General features: G+C 42.9%; 22 protein-coding genes. 14 read left to right on the plus strand and 8 right to left on the minus strand.

Annotated features, from left to right (window positions below):
- Positions 1 to 72 precede the first annotated feature (72 nt).
- The 4 genes from NKI27_RS03315 to NKI27_RS03330 all read left to right on the plus strand — a co-directional run bounded on the left by NKI27_RS03315 (position 73) and on the right by NKI27_RS03330 (position 6,790).
- Positions 73 to 3,468, plus strand: a complete 3,396-nt coding sequence (locus NKI27_RS03315) for a hybrid sensor histidine kinase/response regulator (RefSeq protein ID WP_265048278.1) — start codon at positions 73 to 75, stop codon at positions 3,466 to 3,468.
- Entirely contained in the window at positions 3,468 to 4,376 is a 909-nt protein-coding gene (locus NKI27_RS03320; RefSeq protein WP_265048279.1) for a response regulator transcription factor, read from the plus strand. Before NKI27_RS03315 ends, NKI27_RS03320 begins: the two co-directional genes overlap by 1 nt.
- A gap of 124 nt (positions 4,377 to 4,500) precedes the next feature.
- Complete coding sequence (locus NKI27_RS03325; RefSeq protein WP_265048280.1) at positions 4,501 to 4,839, plus strand: DUF2956 domain-containing protein; 339 nt, start codon at positions 4,501 to 4,503, stop codon at positions 4,837 to 4,839.
- A gap of 4 nt (positions 4,840 to 4,843) precedes the next feature.
- Positions 4,844 to 6,790, plus strand: a complete 1,947-nt coding sequence (locus tag NKI27_RS03330) for a RecQ family ATP-dependent DNA helicase (protein WP_265048281.1) — start codon at positions 4,844 to 4,846, stop codon at positions 6,788 to 6,790.
- 33 nt (positions 6,791 to 6,823) lie between these two features.
- On the opposite strand, the gene NKI27_RS03335 is transcribed toward NKI27_RS03330, so the two are convergent.
- Complete coding sequence (locus NKI27_RS03335) at positions 6,824 to 8,119, minus strand: sensor domain-containing diguanylate cyclase (RefSeq protein ID WP_265048282.1); 1,296 nt, start codon at positions 8,117 to 8,119, stop codon at positions 6,824 to 6,826.
- A gap of 235 nt (positions 8,120 to 8,354) precedes the next feature.
- Here NKI27_RS03335 and NKI27_RS03340 point away from each other — a divergent pair, with 235 nt between their 5' ends.
- On the plus strand, positions 8,355 to 9,581 hold the full coding sequence (locus tag NKI27_RS03340; RefSeq protein WP_265048283.1) for a GAF domain-containing sensor histidine kinase: 1,227 nt from the start codon (positions 8,355 to 8,357) through the stop codon (positions 9,579 to 9,581).
- Between the two features lie 198 nt (positions 9,582 to 9,779).
- Here the strand turns inward: NKI27_RS03340 and NKI27_RS03345 are convergent, their stop codons facing one another.
- The gene (locus NKI27_RS03345) at positions 9,780 to 10,097 is read right to left on the minus strand and encodes an EF-hand domain-containing protein (protein WP_265048284.1); all 318 of its coding nucleotides are present in this window, start codon (positions 10,095 to 10,097) and stop codon (positions 9,780 to 9,782) included.
- 447 nt (positions 10,098 to 10,544) lie between these two features.
- Here NKI27_RS03345 and NKI27_RS03350 point away from each other — a divergent pair, with 447 nt between their 5' ends.
- The 3 genes from NKI27_RS03350 to NKI27_RS03360 are packed head-to-tail and all read left to right on the plus strand — an operon-like array spanning position 10,545 to position 14,027.
- Positions 10,545 to 12,125, plus strand: coding sequence for a sensor histidine kinase (locus NKI27_RS03350; RefSeq protein ID WP_265048285.1), 1,581 nt, complete (start codon positions 10,545 to 10,547; stop codon positions 12,123 to 12,125).
- Positions 12,126 to 12,132: 7 nt separating this feature from the next.
- Positions 12,133 to 12,699, plus strand: a complete 567-nt coding sequence (locus NKI27_RS03355; protein WP_265048286.1) for a hypothetical protein — start codon at positions 12,133 to 12,135, stop codon at positions 12,697 to 12,699.
- Positions 12,696 to 14,027: a sigma 54-interacting transcriptional regulator gene (locus NKI27_RS03360; RefSeq protein ID WP_265048287.1), complete on the plus strand. Its 1,332-nt coding sequence runs from the start codon at positions 12,696 to 12,698 to the stop codon at positions 14,025 to 14,027. Before NKI27_RS03355 ends, NKI27_RS03360 begins: the two co-directional genes overlap by 4 nt.
- A gap of 74 nt (positions 14,028 to 14,101) precedes the next feature.
- Here the strand turns inward: NKI27_RS03360 and NKI27_RS03365 are convergent, their stop codons facing one another.
- The 3 genes from NKI27_RS03365 to NKI27_RS03375 form a co-directional block, all read right to left on the minus strand.
- Complete coding sequence (locus NKI27_RS03365; RefSeq protein WP_265048288.1) at positions 14,102 to 14,869, minus strand: AsmA family protein; 768 nt, start codon at positions 14,867 to 14,869, stop codon at positions 14,102 to 14,104.
- 161 nt (positions 14,870 to 15,030) lie between these two features.
- Positions 15,031 to 16,020, minus strand: coding sequence for a YbgA family protein (locus NKI27_RS03370; protein WP_265048289.1), 990 nt, complete (start codon positions 16,018 to 16,020; stop codon positions 15,031 to 15,033).
- 3 nt (positions 16,021 to 16,023) lie between these two features.
- A complete protein-coding gene (locus NKI27_RS03375; protein ID WP_265048290.1) occupies positions 16,024 to 17,115 on the minus strand; it encodes an NAD(P)/FAD-dependent oxidoreductase in 1,092 nt (363 codons plus the stop codon).
- Between the two features lie 149 nt (positions 17,116 to 17,264).
- Here NKI27_RS03375 and NKI27_RS03380 point away from each other — a divergent pair, with 149 nt between their 5' ends.
- The 4 genes from NKI27_RS03380 to NKI27_RS03395 all read left to right on the plus strand — a co-directional run bounded on the left by NKI27_RS03380 (position 17,265) and on the right by NKI27_RS03395 (position 21,046).
- Positions 17,265 to 18,137: a MerR family transcriptional regulator gene (locus tag NKI27_RS03380; RefSeq protein WP_265048291.1), complete on the plus strand. Its 873-nt coding sequence runs from the start codon at positions 17,265 to 17,267 to the stop codon at positions 18,135 to 18,137.
- A gap of 26 nt (positions 18,138 to 18,163) precedes the next feature.
- Complete coding sequence (locus tag NKI27_RS03385) at positions 18,164 to 19,069, plus strand: TIGR01777 family oxidoreductase (RefSeq protein ID WP_265048292.1); 906 nt, start codon at positions 18,164 to 18,166, stop codon at positions 19,067 to 19,069.
- Positions 19,070 to 19,128: 59 nt separating this feature from the next.
- On the plus strand, positions 19,129 to 19,491 hold the full coding sequence (locus tag NKI27_RS03390; protein WP_265048293.1) for a sirohydrochlorin chelatase: 363 nt from the start codon (positions 19,129 to 19,131) through the stop codon (positions 19,489 to 19,491).
- Positions 19,492 to 19,645: 154 nt separating this feature from the next.
- Positions 19,646 to 21,046 (plus strand): sensor domain-containing diguanylate cyclase, encoded by a 1,401-nt coding sequence (locus NKI27_RS03395; protein WP_265048294.1) that lies wholly within the window; start codon positions 19,646 to 19,648, stop codon positions 21,044 to 21,046.
- A 199-nt stretch (positions 21,047 to 21,245) separates the two neighbouring features.
- Here the strand turns inward: NKI27_RS03395 and NKI27_RS03400 are convergent, their stop codons facing one another.
- Entirely contained in the window at positions 21,246 to 22,358 is a 1,113-nt protein-coding gene (locus NKI27_RS03400; protein ID WP_265048295.1) for a hypothetical protein, read from the minus strand.
- Between the two features lie 751 nt (positions 22,359 to 23,109).
- On the opposite strand from NKI27_RS03400, the gene NKI27_RS03405 reads away from it, so the two are divergent.
- Positions 23,110 to 23,307 (plus strand): hypothetical protein, encoded by a 198-nt coding sequence (locus tag NKI27_RS03405; RefSeq protein ID WP_265048296.1) that lies wholly within the window; start codon positions 23,110 to 23,112, stop codon positions 23,305 to 23,307.
- 62 nt (positions 23,308 to 23,369) lie between these two features.
- Here the strand turns inward: NKI27_RS03405 and NKI27_RS03410 are convergent, their stop codons facing one another.
- Both NKI27_RS03410 and NKI27_RS03415 read right to left on the minus strand, forming a co-directional pair.
- Complete coding sequence (locus tag NKI27_RS03410; RefSeq protein WP_265048297.1) at positions 23,370 to 24,113, minus strand: N-formylglutamate amidohydrolase; 744 nt, start codon at positions 24,111 to 24,113, stop codon at positions 23,370 to 23,372.
- 40 nt (positions 24,114 to 24,153) lie between these two features.
- A complete protein-coding gene (locus NKI27_RS03415) occupies positions 24,154 to 24,873 on the minus strand; it encodes a hypothetical protein (protein ID WP_265048298.1) in 720 nt (239 codons plus the stop codon).
- Between the two features lie 80 nt (positions 24,874 to 24,953).
- Between NKI27_RS03415 and NKI27_RS03420 the strand changes: the two genes are divergently transcribed.
- Positions 24,954 to 25,919, plus strand: coding sequence for a hypothetical protein (locus tag NKI27_RS03420; protein ID WP_265048299.1), 966 nt, complete (start codon positions 24,954 to 24,956; stop codon positions 25,917 to 25,919).
- Positions 25,920 to 26,000: the final 81 nt, after the last annotated feature.

Here is a 26,000-nt window from a genome sequence, read left to right on the forward strand (position 1 = left end):
TAAAAGTTAATGATAGTTATCTAAAAATCATACTTAAACATCGCTAGAGATTGTATCTTGGAGTCAGCGAGAATGAGTGAGCAGCATGTATCCGGTCATCGTCGCCGTTATAACCGGTGGGTGGCTAACCAAACATTAGAAGATTACGCTTTACGCTTTACCGCCAAAAGCGCAAGAAAGTGGTCTGTCGGTAGAGTGACCAATACCGCATTAGGTGCAATTTCATTCTTGGCATTAGAGGCGATTGGCGGCGTTATTACCGTCCATTATGGGTTTGATAATGCGTTAGCCGCGATTTTGGTGGTCTCGCTTATTATTTTTTTAACAGGTTTACCGATTGCTTATTATGCGGCGCGTTATGGCGTTGATATTGATCTATTAAGCCGTGGTGCTGGGTTTGGTTACATTGGTTCGACCATTACATCACTGATTTATGCCTCTTTTACGTTCATATTTTTTGCGCTTGAAGCCGCTATCATGGCCTCGGCCCTAGAGCTGTTGTTTGGTTTGCCGCTGAGTATTGGCTATCTAATGAGTTCTCTAATGGTGATCCCTTTGGCGACTCATGGCATCACCCTCATTAGCCGCTTTCAATTATGGAGTCAGCCAATATGGCTAGTGCTGCAGTTAACGCCTTTTGTATTTATTTTATGGCATGAGTGGTCGTCGGTAGGGCAGTGGGCGTCGTTTAACGGTATTGCACCAGAAGAGGGCAAATCCTTTAATGTGATTTTCTTTGGTGCAGCATCGGGCGTGTTATTTTCATTGGTGGCACAAATAGGTGAGCAGGTTGATGTTTTACGGTTCTTACCTCAAGACGATAAAAAATATCGCTGGCGCTGGTGGGTCGCGCTTATATCGGCAGGCCCAGGGTGGATTATTGTCGGGGCGCTTAAAATTTTGGCAGGTTCTTTTTTGGCTGTGCTGGCTATCAATAATGGGATAGCGGCCTCTGTTGCTGATGACCCTATACAGATGTACTTGGTCGCCTTTAGTTATTTAAATCAATCACCGATGGTGACACTCGCCTTAGCCGGTATCTTTGTGGTTATTTGCCAGATCAAGATTAATGTCACCAATGCCTATGCCGGTTCAATTGCCTGGTCTAACTTTTTCTCTCGCTTGACCCATAGTCACCCAGGGCGAGTGGTTTGGTTGGTGTTTAACGTTATGATTGCGTTGCTCGTTATGGAGCTCGGTGTTTATTCAGCGTTGGAAAATATTTTAGGTATTTACTCCAGTATTGCCGTTGCTTGGGTGGGGGCGCTGGTGGCTGATTTAGTGATTAACAAACCTCTGGGGCTCAGCCCGCGACATATAGAGTTTAAACGCGCGCATTTATACGATATTAACCCCGTGGGTGTTGGCGCGATGCTCTTGGCGTCAATACTGGGCATTACCGCGTATTCGGGTGAGTTTGGTGAGTTGGCTCAGGCGTTATCGCCTTATATCGCGTTATTCACCGCTTTTTTGGCCTCTCCTATTATTGCGTATGCCACCCAAGGGCGATACTACATTGCGCGTAAGGCGTCAGAACTCAACAGCCAAGATGGCGTAGTCGCTTGCAAGGTGTGCCAAAACAACTTTGAAACGGAAGACATGGCGTTGTGCCCAGCATACGGAGGGGCGATCTGCTCTCTCTGTTGCTCGTTAGATGCACGCTGTCATGACCAATGTAAAACAGAGGCTCGCTTGGGTGATCAATTAGCTCACTTCGTATCAATAATCCTACCTCGGCAGGTGGTTTCTAGGATGAATGCCAGACTATTACAGTTTTCAGGGCTACTGCTGCTGATTGCGGGCATTATTGGTACTGTGTTTTCTCTTGTGTACCTACAAATTCCCGATAGTAGCGCAGCGTTTAAGGGGCTCATTTCTTCAACGCTTTTCCAGTTGTTTTTTATCTTGATGATCATTGTCGGGGTGCTGGTATGGTTATTTGTATTGGCAAATGAAAGCCGGCAGTTGGCGTCAGAAGAATCACAACGGCAGATGGAGTTACTCAGTAAAGAAGTGAGTGCACACAAAATGACCGACAAGGCGTTACAGCAAGCAAAAGAAATAGCCGAAGCGGCCAATCTGGCCAAAAGCCGTTATCTGACCGGCATTAGCCATGAGCTAAGGAGTCCGCTTAACTCACTGTTGGGATACGCTCAAATCTTGGAAAAAGATACCGCGCTGACAGATACGCAGCTCAAGAAAGTTAATATTATTCGACGCAGTGGTGATCACCTTGCAGATTTAATCGAAGGCTTACTGGATATCTCACGGATAGAAGCGGGCCGAATAGAGTTTCGACGGGATCATGTGTTATTGAAAAGCTTGATTGATGAGCTGATTGAAATGTTTCGAATACAGGCAGAAGCGAAAGGCATTGTGTTCGAGTATGTCGCAAAAAGTCGGTTACCGAATGTGGTGGTGGTTGATGAAAAGCATCTTCGTCAGATATTAATTAATTTACTGTCAAATGCCGTAAAGTTCACCCAAAAGGGGCGGGTTCGTTTGGAGGTTCGATATAGAAATCAAGTCGCTGAATTTACTATCTCAGATTCCGGGATGGGCATAGCGGAAGATGATATAGAACGTGTTTTTGACCCTTTTGAGCGTGTACGAAGTACCCAGTATCCACAGGTTACTGGAACGGGACTTGGTTTAACAATCAGTAAGTTATTAACGGAGGTGATGGGTGGGGATATTGAGCTGACTAGTCAATTGGGTGTTGGTAGCACCTTCAAACTAGCGTTGATGTTATCGAGTGTCGACAACCCTAACGCTCGTTTAGATACCGTTAAACCTATCGTGTCCTACGAAGGGAAGAAAAAGACCGTAATGGTGGTTGATGATGAGCCCTTTCATAGAGGACTTATCAGTGAAATTTTATCGCCTTTAGGGTTTTATGTGCTTGAGTCTCCAGACGCACTGAGTTGCCTTCGTGCTGATAATCTCGCAGATATTGATCTGTTCTTGTTAGACATCTCAATGCCAGACATGAATGGGTGGTCACTGGTTGAAACCTTACGAGAGCAGGGTGTTACGGTGCCGATTATTATGGTCTCGGCCGATGCCTATGAAAATCCTGATGTGACGATGCAGGAGGATACCGCCGTTAGATTAAATGATGATTATATAACGAAGCCTATTCGCGACACCGTTTTACTCGAAAAAATTGCAAAAGTGCTCGATCTTACTTGGGTTTATAAGGCTGTGAGCGCTATGGCTACAAAACCAGAGGCTGTTGAAAAGAATATACAGTGTATCAATCTTGAACATTACCAAGGTGTCTCGGGTGATGACTTGAGAGAGTTGATAGCGATGGCAGAGTTAGGATTCGTTGATGGGATTAGCAAGATACTGGCGCGACTTGAACAGTCGGGTAGTGCAATGCCGTTTGTTGATTTGGTTAGACAGCATCTAGACAGTTATCAATTTTCGGACATTATTAGCATGAGTAAAAAGGGGTTGATGTAATGACCGGAAGCGAGTCGAAAGGTATTGTTCTCGTCGTTGATGATTCAATTGACGCACTGGGTATGCTTAATGAATCATTGGTGGGTGCGGGTTATACGGTCTTTGTCGCCATGGATGGTTTACAAGCGTTAGCCATAGCAGGTCGTATGGCGCCAGACATCATTTTGATGGATGCTATTATGCCTAATATGGATGGCTTTGAAGCCTGTAAGGCGCTTAAAAAGAATAGTGAATTGAGTGATGTACCTGTGGTTTTTATGACGGGACTGAGTGAAAGTGAGGACGTTGTTAAAGGACTCGAAGCAGGGGGTGTTGATTATATAAATAAGCCGGTAAAGTTAGACGAATTGTTGGCGAGAGTGAAGGTGCACTTGAATAATGCGCGCATGACAAAAAGTGCCAAGGTTGCATTGGATGAAGTGGGGCAGTTGACGTTTGCGTGTGATATTCATGGCGGGGTTGTTTGGTCTACGGCTCAAGCGCGACAACTGTTAGCTTCGAGTAGTGATGATCAGGCGTGGATGACGTCGCAGTTACCTGATCAGGTAAAAACGTGGCTAAGTCATAGCCCAGAAAAACATAGCAGTTTGCAGTTAAAGGGGCTCAACAAACCTTTGCAGGTGAATTTGTTGGGCAGACCCTCTCCTGGGGAATACCTTATGCGCTTGTTAGACGACGATGAGCGAGTAGCACGTGGGACGTTAAAAGAACGGTTTGAACTTACCGAGCGTGAATCTGAGGTTCTATTCTGGGTATCCAGAGGAAAAACCAACCGTGAAATAGGGCAGATTCTGTCAATGAGCCCACGCACCGTCAATAAACACCTTGAACCCGTCTATCGTAAACTGTCGGTAGAAAATCGAACGACGGCTGCCGCTGTTTGTTTGCAACACCTGAGTAGCCGTTGATTGTTAACTCAGCCTAGATTAAATGACCGGATTCCGTTATTACTCGCCTCTAGTGCCGCTAATTTCTGCTAGAATGCCATCATAAAAATTCATCTAGTTTCTTTAGTGGAATACGTTACCCCTCATGGCTAAATACTCAAAAAAACACCCCGCAGTTTCTGAGAAAACCCAAGAAGAAGCGATGCAAATCGCGCGTGCTACTCAAAAGCCGGGACAAACTAAAGAACAGAGCAAATTGATCTCTCAGGGCATTCAAAAAGGCATTGAGCACTACAAAAAACAGCAGAAAGCCAAATCTCGTGAGCTTAACAAACAACTCAAAAAAGCCGCTAATGCAAAACCTGATGTAGCAGAATTAACATCAGTGGATGAGCCTCCTGCTCGCGCTAAATCGTTACCTTGGATCTTACTGCTGGCTTCTTGGGCCTTGTTTATTAGCTATTTTGTTTCAACAAGGCTTTAGAAATATGACTGCTGACTTACACGCGCTATTACAAACACACTTTGGTTTTTCGTCTTTTCGCCCAGGTCAGGCCGAGGTGGTTCAAGCCATTACCGAGGGTAGAAGTGCGGCGGCCATCTTTCCGACGGGCTCCGGTAAGTCTTTATGTTATCAGCTATCAGCACTTTACTTACCGCATCTCACGTTAGTGGTTTCGCCTTTATTAGCGTTAATGCACGATCAGTTAGACTTTCTCGCCCAAAAAGGCATTAAGGCGGCGAGTATCGATTCAACTCAGAGTCGAGAAGAGTCTGTTGAGGTGATGAACGGCGTTCGTTCAGGGCACATAAAGATTTTGATGATCTCGGTCGAGCGACTCAATAATGAACGCTTTCGCCATTTTCTGAGACAAATACCGATTTCTTTATTGGTGGTTGATGAAGCTCACTGTATTTCTGAGTGGGGGCATAACTTCAGGCCCGACTATCTTAAATTGCCGCAATACCGACAAGAATTTAATATCAAGCAAACCTTATTGCTGACCGCGACCGCTACCCCGCAAGTGATCCAAGATATGGGGCAGAAGTTTGGTATTGATTCTAACGACATCACCCTAACAGGCTTTTATCGCGCTAATTTAAATTTAGACGTTCAAGGGGTTAAAGCCGAAGATAAAATAACCTGTTTGAGTCAGTGGCTTAATGGGCGAACGCATCAATCAGGTATCATTTACGTCACCTTGCAACAAACCGCTGAACACGTGGCTGAACAGCTTAGGCAGTTGAATATACCGGCTCAGGCTTATCATGCAGGCATGGACAGTGAGCGACGCCAGTCGATTCAACAACAGTTTATGACGGGGGAGTTGGGTATTATCGTAGCGACCATTGCCTTTGGCATGGGCATTGATAAAAGTGATATCCGCTTTGTGGCGCATTACGACTTACCTAAATCGATCGAAAACTACGCACAAGAAATCGGTCGAGCAGGGCGTGATGGTCAGCCATCAGATTGTTTAGTGTTGGCCAATGGGGATAACCTCAATGTGCTCGAAAACTTTGTCTATGGCGACACCCCAGAACTTTCTGCTATTCAGTATGCATTGAATGATATCCTCAGCAGTTCAACTCAACCGTCCGGGCAGGGTACACCGCAATGGGAAATGGTGCTCAATAGCCTATCGAATCAATCCAATATACGTCCACTGAGCCTTAAAACACTGCTGGTGTATCTCGAAATATTTGAAATCATTAAACCGGTTTATAGTTATTTCGCAGAATATAAGTACAAGTTTTTGCAATCTCAAGAAGAGGTGATCGCGCGCTTTAAGGGTGAACGGCAAGCCTTTGTGAAGGCGATTGTTGAATCATCTGATAAAGCCCGCACTTGGGCAACGGTAAATTTTGAGCGCCTTAATCAGGCTTACCCCAGCGAGCGTAGTCGTGCGTTAACTGCGTTAGGGTATCTTGATGAGCAGGGTATGATTGAACTGCAGACGAAGCAGATGACACAAGTGTATGACGTATTAAACCCCACCGTTGACCCATCGTCATTGGCGGCCTCGCTGTTTGAGCGTTTTCGATCAAAAGAGCAGAGTGAGATTAACCGTATTCATCAGTTGGTGGCGTTTTTTACCAGTGAGACTTGTTTAAGCAGGCAGTTGGCGGCTTACTTTGCTGATCATCAACTACAGTCTGATTGTGGCCATTGTTCGGTATGTCGCGGCTATTCGGCCTCTTTGCCTCCCGCGCCTAATTTAAAGCCTCTTGAGCAGTTTGACTTTGAGCGCTTAAGCCAAGAGATAGTGATAAAACTCGGTGATGCCGCTTCAACGGTATTGATTAGCCGTTTTCTATGTGGCCTGACAACGCCTATTTTTACGCGTCTTAAAGCGCGATCATTACCTGGTTTTGGCGCGCTTGAATTTTATCGGTTTGCCGATGTGGTTAACTGGGTTGAACGTCAACGTTAGTAGGTTAAACGAATATAAGATCGCTCTGTGGATTTAGTTATTAAGAGATTTTTTTGAATAAGACACTCGGTTTCGGCCTGCATGCTTGGCTTGGTAAAGTTCCAAGTCTGCTTCTATGAGTATATTTGATGCATCTTGAATAGACTCATTTAACTCTGTAACGCCCGCGCTTATGGTGAATGCTATTGTGCCATGAGTGTCGATATATAACGGGTGTTTTGACAAGTATACTAGGAACTCTTGAGTCCTTTTGACGGCGGCATCTATATCTGAATCAGGCATTAAAACAGCAAACTCTTCTCCACCCACCCTCCCAATAATGTCACTTTTCCGGAAATATGCGTTCATCAATAGGCTAAGGTGCTGGAGGGCTTTATCGCCGGTATCATGCCCATATTGATCGTTAATTTTTTTAAAATGATCAATATCTATCATCACAACCGTTAGCGGAGAGCGCTTTCTTTTAGATTGAATGATATGGGAGTTCGCAACTTCGAAAAAACCACGCCGATTGAATAATGTGGTTAAGGAGTCCCGGATGCTTTGTTCTTTTAAAGCATCTTCATTATTCTTTTGTGTTGTAATATCTCGCTCAATGGCTGCAAAGTGGGTTACTTCACCAACGTTATTCTTTAACGGGAATATATTCATATCCAGCCAATACTTTTTTCCCGATTTGGAGTAGTTAATAAGCTGGGCCCGTATTGCTAAGTGTTGATCGAGCGATTGTCTGATTTCTCTCTTAGTATTAACGCTTGTCTCGTCACCTTGGAGGATGCGGGGCGTTTTACCAATAACCTCTTCTTTTGTATAGCCCGTTAACGCTGTAAAGGCTTCATTTACATAGACAATTGTTTCTTCTGAGTCTGGGCTTGTCATAGCCTCCGTCACTATAATAATGTCATTGGCTAAGCCAACGATATCTTCAAATGAAATATCTTTCTTTTGTTGTGTAATATCTAAGAAGGTAACAATGACTTGTGATATTTCGTTATTGCTAGTCAGTTCAGGGTATGCATTACATAGAACCCATGTCACCTCTTTGGTAGCGCTATCGCAGATACCTATTTCTATGCCAGATTGTGTTTTTTTGGTGCGAATAACTCGGTTAACGGGAAACTGTTCAGGGGGAATAGCACGATTGAACTTATCGATAAAGTGCCATTGATCATCAAACGCCGTTACACCACAAGCTTGCGCTTCACTCAAGTTTAATAGTTTTAATGCCTGCGGGTTTGCATAGATTATTTCAGTGTTAACGGCATGAACGACAACGCCCGTTTGAAGGTTGTGCAATAAAGCCGTTGAATCTAATGGTGAAAGTGCCAAAAGTGTACCCTTGAAGTTCTGCATACCTAGAATGATGTTTAATATAATATTAAGTATAGAGCATTATTTTTTTTTAAAGCTATTTATCTTGATAGCTTTGTTAGGCGAGGATTAGGGCAAAATAGGCTTTATCTAAGAGATTAAGATAATTTATCGTAATATGACCTGAATTAGTGTGGAATACCTGACTATTGCTATAATGTCATGATTGATAAAGGTTTTGCGGAGTTCGTGTATGAAATACCCCTCATTTGTTGATGATCAGGCTTATATAGACATGGATGCCACCATGCCTGAAGTTGATCAACTGCGAGCGATGCTTAATAACCTAACGCGAATTCATTTACTGACAGCAAACAAATTTGATAGCTTTGATGACCTCATCCGAGAGTATTTGATAGCAGGTATCGATGTTTTTGGTTTAGAAACGGGGATCGTCAGTGAAATTGATGAGGATGGACGCTACCACGTGTGTGATGTGGTGAGCCCGCTAGAGGAACTAGAAAAAGGGCAGGTATTTGAGCTCAATGATACCTATTGTCGTGAAGTTGTTCGTAGTCATCAAGTGTTGGGGTTTCCTGAAGTGGGTGCGCTAGCGTTTATGAATTGCCATCCTGTTTATCTGAACCTTAAATTAGAAGCTTATCTTTCTGCCCCTATTTTTGTGGGCGAAAAACTGTTTGGTACATTGAACTTTACATCAATAAAACCAAGAGTTAGAGGGTTCTCGATTCAAGAGCACAATCTAATTAAGTTAATGGCTAACTCAATTGGCGCATTCATTTTATTAAGAAATAATAATGATAAATTGGTCGCATTGAATGACCGCATGAAACGCCTTGTGGGTTACGTTTCGCATGATTTGAGAAACCCGCTGGGGTCTATCATCAGCCTCTCTAAATTGGCCATGAGAGAAGGGCTAAGTAAAGAACGCCTACAAGATATTGTGCGTGCGTTAGTTGACCCTGCAGAAAAGGCTTTGGAGCTTGTTTCATCAATACTTGAGTATGCAGCGTTAGGCACCGGCAAGATCACCTTGGATAAGCAAGTGGTGTGTGCACAAACGATGCTTGAAGAAGCGGTAAATTCAGTTTCTCACTTTATCTTAGATTCAAATGTCGCCGTAAAATATAGCTGTGATGCATCTTTAAAGGTCGAATGTGATGCCAATCGAATGCATCAAACGTTAACCAATTTGCTAATCAACGCGGTTAAGTATTCGCCCGAAAATAGCTATATTTTATTGAGTGCCGAAGAAGAAAACGGAGGCTGCGAAATAAAAATCACCAATAATGTGGTTAAAAACGGAGAGAACGAAAGCCTAGAGTCTCAAAGTGTTTATGGTTCTGTGGGGTTTGGCTTAGATATCGTCAATGAAGTGCTAAATGCGCATGGGGTTACTATGACGAAGCACCAAACGCCGACTCACTTTACGATCGCCTTTAACTTTCCTTTAGCTTAACGTTACTTTGGTTTAACTGTTTCTAATTAAAGAGGGTACTTGAAGAGAAATAAAAAACTGCCTTGTAAGGGGAAATCGCCAAGGCAGTGAAAAAGGGTGCTAAAAAGAATAGAACTGTCGTTAAGCTGCTAGCGACAGCTTAACGGGGTAACGCTGGTACTAAATTGATATGGCTAAGTCGATATGACTCAGTCGGTATTACTGTGCAGGTGTTGCTTTTACTTCTGAAGGAGGTGTTGGAACACCTGCTGCAGTTGCTGGGCTTTGAAATTGCACATACTCGCTCATATCAATATCGCCATTGCTGTCTGCGTCTAACTCTACAAACGCACTAGCAAGCTCTGGGCTGATGCTGACTTCTTCCTGAGTTAGCTTTCCGTTGTTATCTGTATCAAGAACAGAAAACTCTTCTTCAATTTGAGATGCCTGTGGTAACGCTTCTTTTGCCATATTTTCAGCAACGGCGCCCGTGCTAAATGCGAGAACTAATGCAGTAGCGGCTATACGAATATCCATAATCTTTCTCCATAATATAGTTACAACGTCCAAGAGTTTGAGAAACCTCAACTCATTGTGGATATATATAGCGAAATAGGTGCCAACTATAATTAGTTGTTATTATTCAGTATGTTAGTGATTTTGTGACTGTTTTGATGGGCGATATTCTTTGTTTGTTGTCGCAAATTCGCGACGCTTTTGTTCTGACTGGGTTGTTAGTTATTATAAAACAATAAGTTACGTGTCTTGATATTGCGACAGTATATTTTTCGGCAAGAAACTGTCTTAATAGCTAGGTGACGGCATTAACACGCTTTAAACTAACGAGTATCCATCCAGAAGCGACTGTCAGTCCTGCGAAGGCAAGAATCGATGACTTGACGCTACACCAAAACGCTAGATCCCCGCCTTCGCGAGGATGACAAAAGTTACAATAACGGTGTTTCGGCTGGATACTAACTCACTATGACTCAGCTATATATGCAGAAACCTGTCATGCTATTTCGTCCACGTTCGTTATTACAATTGGTCGTCATTTCGTTTGTTTTGGTACTGACGCCGTTGGCTGCGCTATTGATACAAGCGATGCAGGCACTTGAAGATGTGTCTATGAAAGGGCGGTTGGCAACACTTGAAATTGTTTCTTTGGCCAAAAGTAGCCAAAGCCTACCCGGTACCGTGCTCGATATGGAGCACTCTGCAAGGCAGTACCAAGTATTAGGTGATCCCAAGCTAAAGGGGATCTTTCAGGTAACAGAGTCACGGTTTAAGGCCGATCTCGAAGGAATCTGCAAAGAACAAAACGCTAAAAAGCTACAGGTACTCTGTAAAACGCTGGCCAGCAGCGCGAATGAGCTAATCGCTACATTAAGCGAAGCGCCTTATGATTCAGACGTTTACGGAGTGGCACTGTTAGACTTTGAATTGCTGACCAAACATACCCAGCAGTTAGTACAAGAAACACAGCAACTTATTCAGCAACAATCAGAGCAGTTGGCGACTGATGCGGCCTCAGTAAAATCAACCTTGCTTTGGCAGGGGGTGAGTTTAGTCCCTCTGAGTATTGCTATGAGCATACTGTTTACGTTTTTGATCATACGTCCAATACAGCGGTTAGAAGAGATTATCCAACAATTAGGTTCGGGTCAGGAACCGAAAAAGTTCGATGTTTATGGGCCTCGAGAGTTAAATAACCTAGGCGAAAAACTACAGTGGCTGCAATCAAGATTGCAAGCACTTGAAGAACAAAAGCTACGCTTTATCAGGCAGATGTCTCACGAATTAAAAACGCCGCTTGCCAGTCTTCGTGAAGGGGCTGACCTTATGGAAGAGGAGATATTGGGCCCTTTAACTGACTCTCAGCGAGAGATCGTAATGATATTGCAAGACAAAGGGCTTCAACTCCAACGGATTATCGAGAACTTATTAGATTTTAATGGTTTGAAGCATCAGCGAAGTATTCTTGTGAGCCAGTTTGATTTGCGAAAACTCGTCGATGAAGTGCTTCGCGAACACCGTTTGGATATTCAGCGTGCAGATCTTCATTACTGCTTAGATGGCCATGAACTGATGGTATCTGCCGATAAAGTAAAGCTGCGTACGTTATTAGGTAATCTGATATCCAACGCCACTTACTACAGCTTACCCCCTTCCAGAATGTGGCTTAGCTGGTGGGCCACTGAGCAAGACTTAATATTACAAATCGCAAACCATGGCATTGCCATACCTGAAGAAGATCAAGCGCGTATATTTCTGCCTTTTGAGCAGGGGCGTCAGCCTAGATCAGGCACGATTAAAGGGTCTGGTATAGGGTTGTCGGTAGCAAAAGAGTATGCGCTTATGCATGGCGGTACATTACAGTTAGTCGAGCATCCTCAGGCAGAGGTTTGTTTTCAATTGCAGGTGCCGTTGGTATCAAAAGACTGCACCTATCAGATGGAAAGCTCCTATGAAGTGGATAGCCCTTATGATGCCGATAGCAGCTATGTGGCGACTAACGCGGATGAAACATATCTCGCAAACAAAGTCTCTCAAGATAAAAGGTAACTAATTCATGAGATTTAACGTGGTTTATATTGGTTTGATGGTATTGGGCTTAACCGCCTGCAGTACCTATCAACAGGTGACAGGCCTAACGACGCCAACGGTGTTTGAGCGTACTCAGGCTGTTTGTGAACTAGACTTAGACTCAGATGACTGGATAAGTGCATTCCTTTTATCGCCTGAAAAACGGGCGGAAGCACTTAATGTTGTTGAAACGCCAGAAGACACTCAGCAGGTGTTGTTACGGGCCATGCTGCTAACACACAGCGAAGCCAGTTATCGAGACTTAAGAGAGGCCGAAGATTTAATCATAAATCAGTTGCCGTTAAACCAAGAAGAGGTGAGTGGCTGCGAAACCAATGAACTCGTCGACTATATACTCAAACTTAATCAAATGCTGCAAAAACAAAAGTCAGAAGTGGTGCTATTGCAACGCCAAATTAACGAGCAAAACAAAGCGATCGAGGCACAAAAAGCGGAAAATGCAGAGCTAGATAAAAAAATAGAAGCGCTTACTAATATAGAGCACCGAATGAAGACGCGAGCAAACAATGTTGAGCCTGAGGTATTACGATGAAACGAGTCCCTCAAATACTATTAGTGGACGATGACGTCAGTCTGTTAAGGCTCTTATCGATGCGCCTTGAAACCGAAAACTATCAAGTGGATTGTGTTGATAGCGGTGAATCGGCGCTGCAATGGATTGCCAAAAAGCGTGTAGATTTGGTGATAACCGACCTGAGAATGGAAGGTATTGATGGCTTAGCGTTGTTTGGCAAAATTCAGCAACTACAGCCAGGGTTGCAGGTTATTATTATGACGGCTCATGGGTCTATTCCTGAGGCCGTGACGGCCACCCAGCAAGGGGTGTTTAGCTTTATTACCAAGCCGATTAATCGGGATGAGTTTCTATCATCCATTCGAGAGGCTTTGCAGCAAACGTCACAAATAAATGAAGATTGGCGCTCAGAGATCGTAACGAATAATGAGGCGATGGAGACGCTGCTAGGGCAAGCGCACCAAGTGGCTCAAAGTGACGTAAGTGTATTAATTACGGGCCCCAGTGGAACCGGTAAAGAACTATTAGCTCGAGCCATTCATAAGGCTAGCCCTCGACATAACAAGCCGTTTATCGCCCTAAACTGCGGCGCATTGCCTGAGCACTTATTGGAATCTGAACTGTTTGGCCACGTAAAAGGCGCATTCACCGGTGCGATTAGCGAGCACACAGGTCTATTCTTGGCTGCAGATGGGGGTACGCTGTTTCTTGATGAGATAGGCGATATGCCAACCACTTTGCAGGTAAAGCTGCTCAGAGCACTGCAAGACAGAGAAGTACGCCCCGTCGGTAGTGTTCGTTCGATACCGGTTGATGTAAGAATACTCTCTGCAACCCACTTTAACCTCGAAGAGGCTATGGAGCATCAGCGGTTTAGAGAAGATCTTTACTATCGTCTGAAAGTAGTCAAACTGAAAATCCCCTCACTGGCAGAACGTGCAGAAGATATACCTGCCTTAGTACGCTATCTGCTCGACCGTAAAAAGAACGTAAAAATTAAAGGTTACTCACCAGAGTCGATGCAAATGCTGATTGCAGCCCCTTGGCCGGGTAATATTCGACAGCTCATTAATGTCGTTGAGCAAACACTCGCCTTGGCGACAACGCCGATTATACCCGTCTCGTTAGTGGCTCAAGCGCTAGAACATCAATCCGACTATTTGCCATCGTTTAGTGATGCACGAGCTGAGTTTGAACGAAATTATTTGAATAAACTCATGACTATGACAGAAGGCCACGTTGCAAATGCCGCCAAAATTGCACAGCGTAACCGTACTGATTTTTATAAACTGCTCGCAAAATATGGCATAGAAGCGACTCAGTTTAAACCGAATCATAAAGGGTAAAATAGAACACCGCAGAATAGACTGGACAAAAAAAGGGCCCTCAATCGAGAGCCCTTGGTGTTGCCTTGTGCGGGTTAACTACCAAATTTATTCAGTAAGCCCTTTAACTTCTCGCCGTCTTTACTGTCCAGTTTTTCTAATAGCTTCTCTTTAGCTTGACCCATGAGCTTATCTTTTTGCTTGGCTTTAGCCTGCTTAACAATACGATCTAAAATTTGTTGACCCATCGCTTGCCCTAATTGCTCAGGTGGTAAACCTTCGCTGCCGCCGATATTAGCAATACTGAAGGTGGGCAGGGTTTCATCGTATCTTTTTTGTCCTAGTGCCGTTAGGTCTAATGCAAGCTGTGTATCTTTAACCACTAGCTTTTTAACGACGATGCGAATATCAGATGTGCTTGAAGACTCATCAGCAGACGCTTTAGATTCAGATTTTGTATGAGTGCTCTGGGCTTTTATCTGGTCAAGTAATACGTTCAAATTACCTTTGCCTTGAGCGTCCAGCTCGTAAAGTGTTGTTACGGAGTCAATTAAGATCTCTTCAATAACGATCGGCATTTCAGTAATATTTTCAGTGCCAATATCGAGTCTAACCGTATCAAACCCAATCGCCGTCGCAGAGCTGAAACCTTTAGGGTTGGCGATAGAAAACCCCGTGATTTCGCCCAGACCATCTAGCAGCTTAATATTAACACCACCCACCTTAACGGTTGTTTGTAACGCACTAGAGCCATGTTTTTCAACTTGCTCTTTAACGATCGAGTTAAGGGAACCTAAGTAGTAATAGGCTGCGCCGCCTAGCGCGACGATTACTAATAGAAATATGGCGAGTAGTTTTTTCATGATGAGTCCTTGAAAGTTTAAAAAGATGACATGTTATAAATTAATTAACGTTTAAAGTCACGTGTCGCCATTTCCTTGATTCCGTTTCACTCCATCACGGCTACAAGGTCGAATCGCATGTAGCCGTGATGAAGGGAGGCACGACCGGAATCAAGGGAAGGTTATAGCTGATTAGCCAACCCTAATGACTCAGGGTAGGGCGCTAGATACCGTTGGTTTTGAATATATTCTGATCCGTATTGATCGAGATAATGCTTCAATAAGGTTAACGGCGTAATCAAAGGCAGCACCCCTTGGTTATATTTAAGGATCACATCTGCAATGCTTTGTCTGGCCTGAGAAGGAATCGACTTTCGTAAGTAACCTAATATATGAAGTAACGTATTCGTATGATTCTTCGTGCTCGCAGGCTCAGACAAGGCCGTCATAAATAACGCAAAATACTGGTCAACCAACAGCTGAATCTGTTCTTTCTTAGCCGTGCCTAGTAGTCGCCCTAATTGTTTATAAGCACTTTGGTTATGTGCCATTAGCATGTACTTATATCGGCTATGAAAGGTGATGAGCTTACCCACACTAGGCGCGGCTAATATTTCAGTACGAAAATCATGATAGGCATACACTCTTAACACAAAGTTTTCATATAGCTTGGCATCGTGCAGACGGCCTTCTTCTTCAATGGGCATTAATGGGTAGCGTTTTTGTAGCGCTTCGGCAAAAAGCCCTTTTACTCTTGTTTCATGAGGATGACCATTTTCTTGGTAAACCTTTATTCTCTCTAAGCCACAACTTGGTGACTTTTTCATTAAAATATAGCCATCTAGCGCTTCAAACTGCGACAACTTATCTTTAAAACCGCGGGTCAGTTGGTCTGTTAAATCGACGGTGTCATCATTGCTAAATGACAACTTAGGGCGTTCGGGGTTACCTGTAAGTCTCATAGCGGGTCTGGGTGTACTAAACCCTGCGGCCACTTCAGGGCAAAAGGTTTTATAATTGAAATGCTGGCTCAACACATTAAGACATAATCGTGACTGAGTATGCCCGCCGTTAAAACGCACCTCTTGACCTGCAAGACAGGCACTAAGCCCAATATTAATGTTTCCATTAGACGATGGTTGGTCTGTTGCAATAATAGATTGAGTGTTCATTTGTTATACCTCTTGCGTGAGCTGTGAAGTAATGTGGTTACATAAATGTTGACTGCTGCTCAGTGCTCCGGCCACACCACCACCCGCTAACCAATCGGCACAACAACCAAGTTTTAGGGTGTTGTTCCATATAAAAGGCTGGTTTTCAGGTTTGTGGCCCTCAAAGCTGCGCTTGATGGCTTTATGGTCATGATTCGCTAGCCGCCAATAATGGCTAGTAATCACCTTAGCTTGGCTTGTATTAAAATGCTGGCAAAACAGTCTTGCCATGTCCTCCGCTACGCTTTGCGCATCTTTATGTTGCTGTTGTTGAGCCCACGAGTGAGTACTGTGGAGTATCCATACCTCAGGTGTTTGATGGTCCATTGAGTTAGAGTGATTAAATTTACTATTGGCTCTAATCGCTTTTGAAAATACCGGATGCTCGCCGCAATAGAGATCTAATAATTGCGTTTGCGGTTGGTCGAATGTAACGGCACAAATATATTGAGGTAGGCTTGCTTCAGCCGCACTGAGTACAGGGTTGTTAATCAGGTCATGCTGCCCTGGTTGATGGCCTTTGCTCATTAAATCGTGAAGCGCAACTAAGTTATATGTTTGCTCAGCCGGTGCGGTCACAATAACAGCCTTAGCCTCAACGATGAGCTGGCCTTGTTGGTCGAGTAGCTGCCAATAATTGTTAACACGGCTTAATTTATGCACATGACGCTGGGTTAAACAGTCTACGCCTGCCGCAAGGTGTCGGTGAAAGGCATTCATCGAAGGAGTACCACAGAGCTCGATTTTTTTAACCGGCAGAGACTGTGACTCAAACTCACCAGTTGTGAATAGCCATTCAGTTAAATAGCCTGATCTTAGCCATTGGTTCATGTTAGCGATAAGAATAGGGTGCTCATCAAAGGGGATTGAAAAATGGGGTGCCCCTATATCAACACTAATGTAATCAAGCACACGTCTTCGACTACAGCGACCACCTAAACCACGGCTTTTTTCAACAATACAGCAGTCTAAACCGGCTGCACTTAGTTGATTTGCAGCTAATGCGCCCGCTGTTCCCGCGCCGATGATAGCGACGCCTCTTAGTGTTTTATTCATAATGCACCCTTAAATACCTATACATCTTTAATATTTGTATAGCTTTATCTTATACAATAAAATTATTTGTACAACTATTATCTTGTACAAAATTTAAATCTGTATAATAATTGGATTGAGTAAAACGACATGAATAAGAGTGCATAGGTATGTCTCAACCAGATTATCAAGCAGCGTCAATTCGGTTTCCTATTCGAGAGCTAAGCGCTCGAACTAAGGTTAATACGGTGACGATACGGGCTTGGGAGCGACGATATGGGCTTTTAAACCCAGAACGAACCAACAAAGGGCATCGCCTGTACTCGGATGCCGATGTGGCGACAATTGAAAAAATATTAGCATTGGTCGCGCGAGGTGTACCGTTAGGCAAAGTAAAAACGTTGCTGACAGAAGAGCAGACCGATGAACAGTACGATACCGCTGATACATGGGCAGAGCCGATTGCTAAGCTAGTTGCAGCTATCCAGTCTTTTTCATCCAGCCGAATAGAACACCTTATAGACGAATATTTTCTGAACTACCCACCCAGCATTTGTCGTGAGCAATTGATTGAGCCAACCCTCGAGTTATTGGCGCATGGCGACGATAAGAAAGCCACTTACCTGTTTGCAGAGAGTGAGTTAGTGCGTTACGCCGTATTGCGGCTCAACACAAAAGTAACCCAGCATAAACATCCGCTATTAATGCTATTTTGCGGAGACCATACACCGCTTTGGCGTTTAGCCTTAATGGCGATGGAACTGGCAGATGCGGGCTTCAAGGTACAGCTGATTACACGCCCATTTAGTGTTGATGCATGTGTTGAAATAACAGAAAAGAGTCAACGTTCAGTGAGTATCTACTATCAAGATGGCCTATGGCGTAAAAATGAAGCCGAGACCGTGGCTCAACTATTGCTTTCAAATAATAACCTCATGTTAGTAGGAACTGCAGCCATATTGGCAGGTCTAGAAGATAAGCAAAAGGTGTTTAATGACCTTGGCCAGTGTGCGCGTGTGTTGTTAGAAAAACCGCAGGTTTAGGTAGACGATAAAGGTAAAGGTGATATATGAGAATTTTGATAACAGGCGGAACAGGCTTCATTGGTCATCGATTTATACAAGCGTATCCAGACCATGAGTACACCGTACTGACTCGTTCACCTGAAAAAGCCAAAGCCAAATTGCCAAGTAGAGTTGTATTGATAGACTGTTTATCGAAGTTAGATAACCTAGACCTATTCGATAGCGTGATCAACTTAGCGGGCGAGCCCATCATCGACAAACGTTGGACAGACCAGCAAAAGAAGGCTATTTGTGATAGCCGGTGGGATGTGACACAGCAACTTGTTGATCTATTTCGTGTCAGTAAAAAACCACCGTCAGTCTTTATCAGTGGTTCGGCGATAGGTATATATGGTGACCAAGGCGACCTCGTCGTGACAGAGCGTGATACCTCCGCACCACTCGATTTTGCCGCAACCCTTTGTCAACGCTGGGAGTCGATAGCCAAACAGGCGGAGCCTTACACTAGAGTTGTTAATATTCGCACAGGTATTGTGCTTGATCCCAAAGCGGGCGCGCTTGCAAAAATGCTGACGCCGTTCAAATTATGCTTAGGAGGACGGCTCGGGCATGGCCGCCAATATATGTCGTGGATTCATATTCAAGACATGGTGGCCGCGATCGCGTTTTTGATAAATAGCAAAGACAGCGCAGGCGCATTTAACATGGTCGCCCCCACACCGGTCACTAATCAGCAGTTTACCGACGAACTCGCCACTGCACTTAATCGCATTGCGTTTATACCCGTACCCAGTGCTATGCTAAAACTACTGCTAGGTGAATCGTCTGTATTGCTGCTCGCAAGCCAACGAGTCGAGCCCGTGAGTTTGCTCGATGCGTCTTTTGAATACCGTTTTCCAGATTTAACGTCAGCATTAACAGACTTACTAAAACACAAACCTAACGCCTAAACGAACATGTATGCGCGACAGACTAATCGGCGCTGTTCTAATCAATATCGAGAGAACATATGAAATACTTAATAGTGGTAGCACACGGTAGTCGTCGACAAGCATCAAATGAAGAAGTCGAAGTGCTTGCTGATAAAGTAGCGAAAAAACTACCTACAGATTTTAGCGCCGTAAAAGTCGCATTTTTAGAACTGGCCTCACCCTCAATTGAAGAGGCCATCGACAACTGCTACGAAGAAGGCGCTTCAGAGGTCTTGATAGTACCGTATTTTTTATCAGCGGGTACTCACGTTGCCACAGATGTCCCTAATGAAGTAGAAAAAACGATGGCTAAATGGCCCGATAAGAAAATTGAAATTGCACCGCACATAGGGTCATTAGATCCAATGGTTGATTTGATTATTTCGGTTTGTCCTTCTTAAAATATTAAAACAAAAGCAGAGATGTTGGTCTGATCAATACAACCTCCACGAGGTGTTTAATGTATCTTTTGTAAATGTAACCGCCCGCAAAATACTCGTAATATAATGGTGTTGAACTAAAATTTATTCTACATACTGAAAATATGGGGAATTGATGTCGGATATTAGTGGTTTAAGCCTACAACGCCTACTTGATCACGCATACATTGGCGTGGTTATCCATCGTTGGGATACTGAAATTGTTTATGCGAACTCAACCGCCGTTCGCTTGCTAAATATGAGCTACGACGCCGTTATTGGGCATGATGCGTGGGACCCGAAATGGTTTTTTGTGGATGAATGTGGCAAGCGACTATTGATTGAAGACTACCCGGTTAATCGCGTAAAACGATTGAGTGAGGGGATTCAAGATCAGATACTGGGTTTAAAAAAGGCGGATAGCGAGACTATAGTATGGTTTAAAGTCAACGCCTACCAAGAGGGGGCGCAGGGGGGCGAAAGCAGATTTATAGTCGTGACGTTTAATGATATTTCGGATTCTAAGAGCCTATTTTCTTATCAGGATATCCTCGAAAATACCCAAGACGTTGTTATCGTGACAGAAGCCTCAGAGCTCGCCTACCCCTTGGGCCCAAAGATTGTTTATGTCAATGAGGCGTTTGAGCAATTGACGGGGTACTCTGCAGATGAAGCCATCGGTGAAACCCCTAGAATGCTGCAGGGCGAGCTTACCGACGCTGAGTCAAGAGCTAGAATAAGTCGTGCACTGACGCATCAAGAAAGTATCACAGAAACATTATTAAACTACGATAAATCCGGCCGACCTTATTGGGTCGAGATGAATATTATTCCGCTAACTAATAGGTTTGGTGAAATTACTCATTTTGCAGCCATAGAGCGAGATGTCTCTGAACGAAAGTATCTTATAGAGCAGCTGAAGAATAAGAATGATGACTTAAAGATGCTCAAGCGTGACCTGATTAAAATAGTAGAGGAACGCTCACATGAACTGCAGATCGCTAAACAAAAGCTGGAACTCATCGCCTATATCGACCCCTTAACCAGCATTCCCAATCGACGAAACTTCTTTGAACAAAGTGAATTGCTTATTGGGGTCTGCAACCGTCAAAACCTATCATTCGCAATGGGTATCATTGATTTAGATGATTTCAAAAAAATTAATGATACCTATGGTCACAATGTAGGTGACCAGATTCTGGTTGAGTATTCAAAGCACCTGAAAAGCCTGTTCAGAGCAGACGATGTTTTTTGTCGCTATGGCGGGGAGGAGTTTGCATTTTCAATAAGCTTAAAAGATAAAAACGATGTCGAGGTTATAGGGCAGCGGCTAACCAGTCAGGGCGTGACGTTATCGGTAATAGTTAATGCAGACTCACAACCTCCTACAACGGTGAATTATACCGTTAGTGTCGGTATTGCTGTTGTGAACGACATAGAAAGCGTTGATAAAGATGACGTCTTAAAAGCAGCCGATACAGCATTATATCAAGCCAAAGAAAAGGGCAAAAACGGCTATGTCATATCGTATAGTTAGACGCAGCGCCCTGAATCAACCATAGAGAGTTCATGCCGCCGATAATGAAACAGGTTTTGGTAACCAGACTTGTTGTAAAGGGCCGCGATGATTACTACACAAAACTCTACTCTGACCCTGATTATGCTGAAAAAACACCGAGGTAACTTTGTACGCTCGGTGTTTTACTATGAATCGTCAATTCCGGTGAATAGCTAGGCTATATTGAATACCCAGAGATTAACCATGTACCTTCAGTAAGCTTTAGATCAACTCTTTTTAGGTCAGCTCCTTTGATAGCTACATAAGCAAAGTTGCGGGTCTTATCGTTTGAATAATGGAACTTTTCTACTTCGATATCACCTAAATTGGCCTTAAGAAGTCTACTCGATTTTAAAGCCTGACTAGCAGAGCTCTTATTTACCGTAACAGCGTTTAGTTTTTCTTGATCTTTATTTTCCACTGCATTCACAAACTGACCTACGATCTTTTGGAATTTTGAAAGCTGATTATCATACTCTTTTTGAACATCGTTAATCTCTTTACGGATTATTTCGATTCGTTGTTGAACTGCTTCCTGATAAGTGCTTGTAGGGTACTGTGCTAAGAACGATTGATAAGATTCGATCCACTTTGTTTTTTCACGATATCTCATCTCACTTTTTTTGGCTTCTTCATATGCCATTTGTTCATATTTTTTTTGTTGTCTTGCTCTTGCTGTCGCCTTCTCTTCTGCGGCCTTTACCTCTAACTCTTTAAGCATTAAGAGCAGTTCTTTGTTGTCAGGAAAGCTTTTTAAAAACCCCTTTACTTTTTTAAGCTTGTTGTGCGATGAGCTTTTCATGTTTTTTATTGCAGCGATGGCTTCGGCTTCCACGTCACCCACTGCGAGAGTGTAGCTCTTCGCAGAAAATAGTCCTCCACTTCTAATCAATAATAATGGCATCGAACTTTCTTTTATGCTTAATGTAAGCTCATAAAGATCCTTTTTATCTTGAGGTTTAATTAAAAATTCAACTTTATTGCTTCTCTTCAAGCTCATATCCATTTGTAAAATTACAATTTTATCTGCATTGAACTTAGGGTCATGTACATAAATTTTTACTGTTTCTTTATTAATTTCGGGTTTAATTAGACCTTTAATATCATTTTGTTTAGAGGATATGGGTTTAACTTCTTCATAGCCATTGCTGGTTTTTACAAAGAGCCCATAGGACTCAAATTCTGGTATAGGCTTGGAACAAGCCACCAGAAGGGTGACAAAAATTGTAAATAAAATCCTTTTTAACATTTTGGTTCTCTCAAGTGATATAAAAATTGAAATTGTATCCATTTAACCTGAACAGAAGCTGAACAAGGTTTCTAAAAACCTGCAAGACACTCCCCAGTTCAGGCTTTAAATAATAACATTGAATCGATAAGTCTTATCTAGGCCTCTGTAGATTTTCTATATAAAATAATTGGAGCCTGTGTAGAGTGACACTTACTTAAGTGTGTCTGATGCTGGTTTTAACATTATTTGGTTTTTAAGACGTATAAATTGTAGCCTTGATGAAAGGAGGTACGACTGTAATCAGGGGTGGGTTATTTAATATTCCAGAGGCGGGTTTCTTGGTTCCGATACGAGGCTGTGAAAGTGCTCGTTAACAGTGTTTCGCGGCTAAGAGCCGCCCCTACAAAGGCTCAATAAACATACGGAATATCGTGTAGGAACGCCACTTTGGCGCGAAAAAGGTCTAATTATGTACAGGTTTTGGGTTATAAAATTCAGAGGTGAATAATTTCACAGTGTTTTGCGGCTACGGGTAACTCTGAGCCTGTGTTGCGCAAGCACACTCTAAAAATTGAACAACTTAGCTTAAGCAAGTGCCATTTTACTCTGACCCTGAGTATTAGCTTATCTCTTCAGCCTGAACCTATTGGTGTTCGCTGTTATCTGAATTAATTTGGTTAAAGTACAGATTTAAAATACGACAGGTGTTAAGTAACTTATAACGTGATAGTTTGTTTTTATACAATTGACCGTATGAAAAATGAATGATTTTAAAGCTGTGACGTATTAGTCATTAGTGGAGGGGAGAAAAATGGCAAACAAGTCGGAGCACAAAATCTGGTGTTCAAGTAAGGACACAAAGAAAGTATTAAAAATAAGTGACTGTGAGCTAATGCATATGCGTTTAGCAGGTAATTTAGAATTTAAAAAATCTGGGAATGCATATTATTATCTGATAGATAATAATGCAGCCAAAGGCATTCAAGTAACCTATAAAGATGATCGATAAGAATTATTGATCGGTTATCTTTGCTTATACAGGGGGGGCGGATTATTTGTTGTGGATCTCTATTAATATTTAGATATTTCATACTCACTTATAATTTCTAATATACCTGTTATTACTGCTTCTACCTTCTCAAAATCATCACTTTTCACGCCTGTATAAGGCGCTACTAGATAGAGTTTTCTATTCACCTCAATCATGATAGATTTTACATTTTCATTCTTATGAAGGTGTTGTAGCGGGACTATGGTTCCACCAAAAGGGGTGTTTATTAAAACACTAAACCCTAGTCCCTCTAGGTATGATTTAATGTCATTAACAACTTCAACTGGTGTATGAAAGTCATCAGTACCTAAGCAAAAATCAGGTCTTTCACTTGAATCTTCATAAGGTAGAGGTGTCGCGGGGAAGCTGTGACAATCCACAATAAAGACTTCAGGGAAAAGTGTAAGAGAGCGGTTAAGCTTGATAGCAAACTCCCTATGGTGCTTATCATAGTAAGATGATTTGATTATCTCTTCATCTACTGGTGATAATGGCTGTTTAAGAAGGTCTTTACCATCTATCCCTTTGGTATAAACAACCCCCATCCCTTTTATAGACATAGGTTCATCTTCATTATTCCTAAACCGTTCAACATCACAGAACACTCTACTAAACTGAGGTATCACCCTTTCTGAGTGCGGGTAGCTAAAAAGCTGATCTGTGTACCAGTCTGTTAGTTCTTCAATCGCTTCGTCCTTAACTGCTTCAACGAATTTATCCGTATCTCGGATCTTCGTTGAAGCATGTGGGATATGTAATATCATCTTTGTTTCCGGCTTTGGCTTGTTTTAATAAAAGCCCATTTTATTGATGTTTTTTGTAAACTTTTACTGCCCGTCGCCCGCCTTTTTTATAATAATCCTTATGTTCCTCGGCCAAGTTGCTAGCCACTTCACCTACCTGATCTTCGAACTCTTCAATTAGCCCGCGACCCTCAAAGACTTTTTCTCCTTTACCTGTTTTTATAACGTAAGAAGGTAGTAAGCGCATGATGAGAGAGGTGCCAAACTTAGGCCGCTCACCCATTAAGGCTTTGTAGGTTGCCGTTAAATCTTTAATATTAAAAACTTCAGGAAGTAGGTCTATTAGTTCTTTAAACCCTGTCACTGTTTTAGTGGGGTTCATTGCGCCATACAGTTTAAGTTGTAAGTCTTTTACGAAGGCTTGTAAGTGTTTAGCGTCCGCGTCATTGACTGATGAAGTCAGCACTGCGGCATCAACCCCCTCAGAGGCGGATAGGGCTATTAGGTTGAGCTCAGGTAAAGTGTTTCTGCCGGGTGCTAAGTAATAATAAATAAGTTCTATGCAGCCATGTTCAGCCTGCTGGAATGAGAATTTTATTGGTTGAGCGTCTAACGATGCATGTTCATTTAATAAGCAACGTGCCACTTCATCAGGGTTCTGCTCAGGCAGTAACTCTGCCCTCGGGAATCTCTTTTCAACAGATAAATCTGTTACATCAGCTACAACGTATAGCTGCTCTTGGGCGCAGCCCAGTGCAATCAGTGTGATTTCAATTTTCATAGAAATATAATATTGACAACCTAGTTGATGGGTAATTAATATTATATTATCAACTAGGTAAGGTAAAGAGGGTTAGTGAAATGGAAATTGAAATTGAACTTAATGACGATTGGTATCTTACTGGCGTAAAAGTGGGAGCCAAGGATTATTGGCTGAGTTATTCGTCTAATAATAGGTTAATTAGGGAAGCGTCAAAGGTCACTTTTGAGCATTTAGAGACTGATTTAAGTGCGATAAAAATTGGCTCTATTACGATCAAAGAGAGCACTTTAGAGTGTGCTCGTAACGGGCAACGTTCAGCTATTGGGGCACTGATTAAGCGAGGGTTAAACCAGCTGATACCGGAGCAGGAAAAACTAATGCTACCTGAAATTAGAAAATTACTTATTCGCCAAATAATCCCACAAGCTGAGATTGACCTGCAAATTATGAAGCCAGAAGTGACAAGAGCGTATCACAGGCTAGCTAGCACAAAAGAAAAGTGTCAGGACAGTGAATTTATAGAATACCGGATTAATCATGTAAAACAGTTCTGGAGAGGGCCAATGGCAATAGTCACTACTGTTGACCCTGATTTAGCAAAAAGACCTTCAGTAGAACCTGTTGTGCCGTTTATGGATATTCCAGAAGATGATCTTTTTGGCGGCATGCAGATAGGGTGTTGTAAGCCGGAAGTCGTCATTCCCCCTGTTAGTCCATCAGGGGAGCAAATACCTTGCGGGTTTCCAGAAGACAGGGTGGTATTTGTAAAAAATAAACGCGACGGTCTCTTCATCAGTTGGTTGTTTACTACAAGTCATAGTATTTGTGGGGTGTCTCACCACTATGTAAGCCTTAACTTATTTTGGGATATGATTAACGTAACTAAACAATATTTAAATGATGAAAGTGGTTTTGATCGAATGGCTTATGCCGAGGAGATCCTTAGGTTAGCGGAGGAGTACCTTAATCGTATATGTGAAGATATTAGGTTTGAGTTAACGCACGAGCTGAAAGAGGCTAAGAGTTGGGGGAATGTTATACGACAGCCTTGTAAGGTGTGGTAGTTGTTTTTGGGTTTCATATTAAGGTTGGGTGGGGGCTGTTAGCTTGTTGTTGAACTTTTTGTTATATAGGGCCTAAGTTGC

This window comes from Alkalimarinus alittae (genome assembly GCF_026016465.1).
Classification (GTDB): Bacteria; Pseudomonadota; Gammaproteobacteria; order Pseudomonadales; family Oleiphilaceae; genus Alkalimarinus; species Alkalimarinus alittae.

Bases quoted from the DNA above. Each gene is read 5' to 3' on its own strand.
- NKI27_RS03315 (WP_265048278.1), top strand. From the start codon at position 73: ATGAGTGAGCAGCATGTATCCGGTCATCGTCGCCGTTATAACCGGTGG.
- NKI27_RS03320 (WP_265048279.1), top strand. From the start codon at position 3,468: ATGACCGGAAGCGAGTCGAAAGGTATTGTTCTCGTCGTTGATGATTCA.
- NKI27_RS03325 (WP_265048280.1), top strand. From the start codon at position 4,501: ATGGCTAAATACTCAAAAAAACACCCCGCAGTTTCTGAGAAAACCCAA.
- NKI27_RS03330 (WP_265048281.1), top strand. From the start codon at position 4,844: ATGACTGCTGACTTACACGCGCTATTACAAACACACTTTGGTTTTTCG.
- NKI27_RS03340 (WP_265048283.1), top strand. From the start codon at position 8,355: ATGAAATACCCCTCATTTGTTGATGATCAGGCTTATATAGACATGGAT.
- NKI27_RS03345 (WP_265048284.1), bottom strand. From the start codon at position 10,097: ATGGATATTCGTATAGCCGCTACTGCATTAGTTCTCGCATTTAGCACG.
- NKI27_RS03350 (WP_265048285.1), top strand. From the start codon at position 10,545: ATGACTCAGCTATATATGCAGAAACCTGTCATGCTATTTCGTCCACGT.
- NKI27_RS03355 (WP_265048286.1), top strand. From the start codon at position 12,133: ATGAGATTTAACGTGGTTTATATTGGTTTGATGGTATTGGGCTTAACC.
- NKI27_RS03360 (WP_265048287.1), top strand. From the start codon at position 12,696: ATGAAACGAGTCCCTCAAATACTATTAGTGGACGATGACGTCAGTCTG.
- NKI27_RS03365 (WP_265048288.1), bottom strand. From the start codon at position 14,869: ATGAAAAAACTACTCGCCATATTTCTATTAGTAATCGTCGCGCTAGGC.
- NKI27_RS03370 (WP_265048289.1), bottom strand. From the start codon at position 16,020: ATGAACACTCAATCTATTATTGCAACAGACCAACCATCGTCTAATGGA.
- NKI27_RS03375 (WP_265048290.1), bottom strand. From the start codon at position 17,115: ATGAATAAAACACTAAGAGGCGTCGCTATCATCGGCGCGGGAACAGCG.
- NKI27_RS03380 (WP_265048291.1), top strand. From the start codon at position 17,265: ATGTCTCAACCAGATTATCAAGCAGCGTCAATTCGGTTTCCTATTCGA.
- NKI27_RS03385 (WP_265048292.1), top strand. From the start codon at position 18,164: ATGAGAATTTTGATAACAGGCGGAACAGGCTTCATTGGTCATCGATTT.
- NKI27_RS03390 (WP_265048293.1), top strand. From the start codon at position 19,129: ATGAAATACTTAATAGTGGTAGCACACGGTAGTCGTCGACAAGCATCA.
- NKI27_RS03395 (WP_265048294.1), top strand. From the start codon at position 19,646: ATGTCGGATATTAGTGGTTTAAGCCTACAACGCCTACTTGATCACGCA.
- NKI27_RS03400 (WP_265048295.1), bottom strand. From the start codon at position 22,358: ATGGATACAATTTCAATTTTTATATCACTTGAGAGAACCAAAATGTTA.
- NKI27_RS03405 (WP_265048296.1), top strand. From the start codon at position 23,110: ATGGCAAACAAGTCGGAGCACAAAATCTGGTGTTCAAGTAAGGACACA.
- NKI27_RS03410 (WP_265048297.1), bottom strand. From the start codon at position 24,113: ATGATATTACATATCCCACATGCTTCAACGAAGATCCGAGATACGGAT.
- NKI27_RS03415 (WP_265048298.1), bottom strand. From the start codon at position 24,873: ATGAAAATTGAAATCACACTGATTGCACTGGGCTGCGCCCAAGAGCAG.
- NKI27_RS03420 (WP_265048299.1), top strand. From the start codon at position 24,954: ATGGAAATTGAAATTGAACTTAATGACGATTGGTATCTTACTGGCGTA.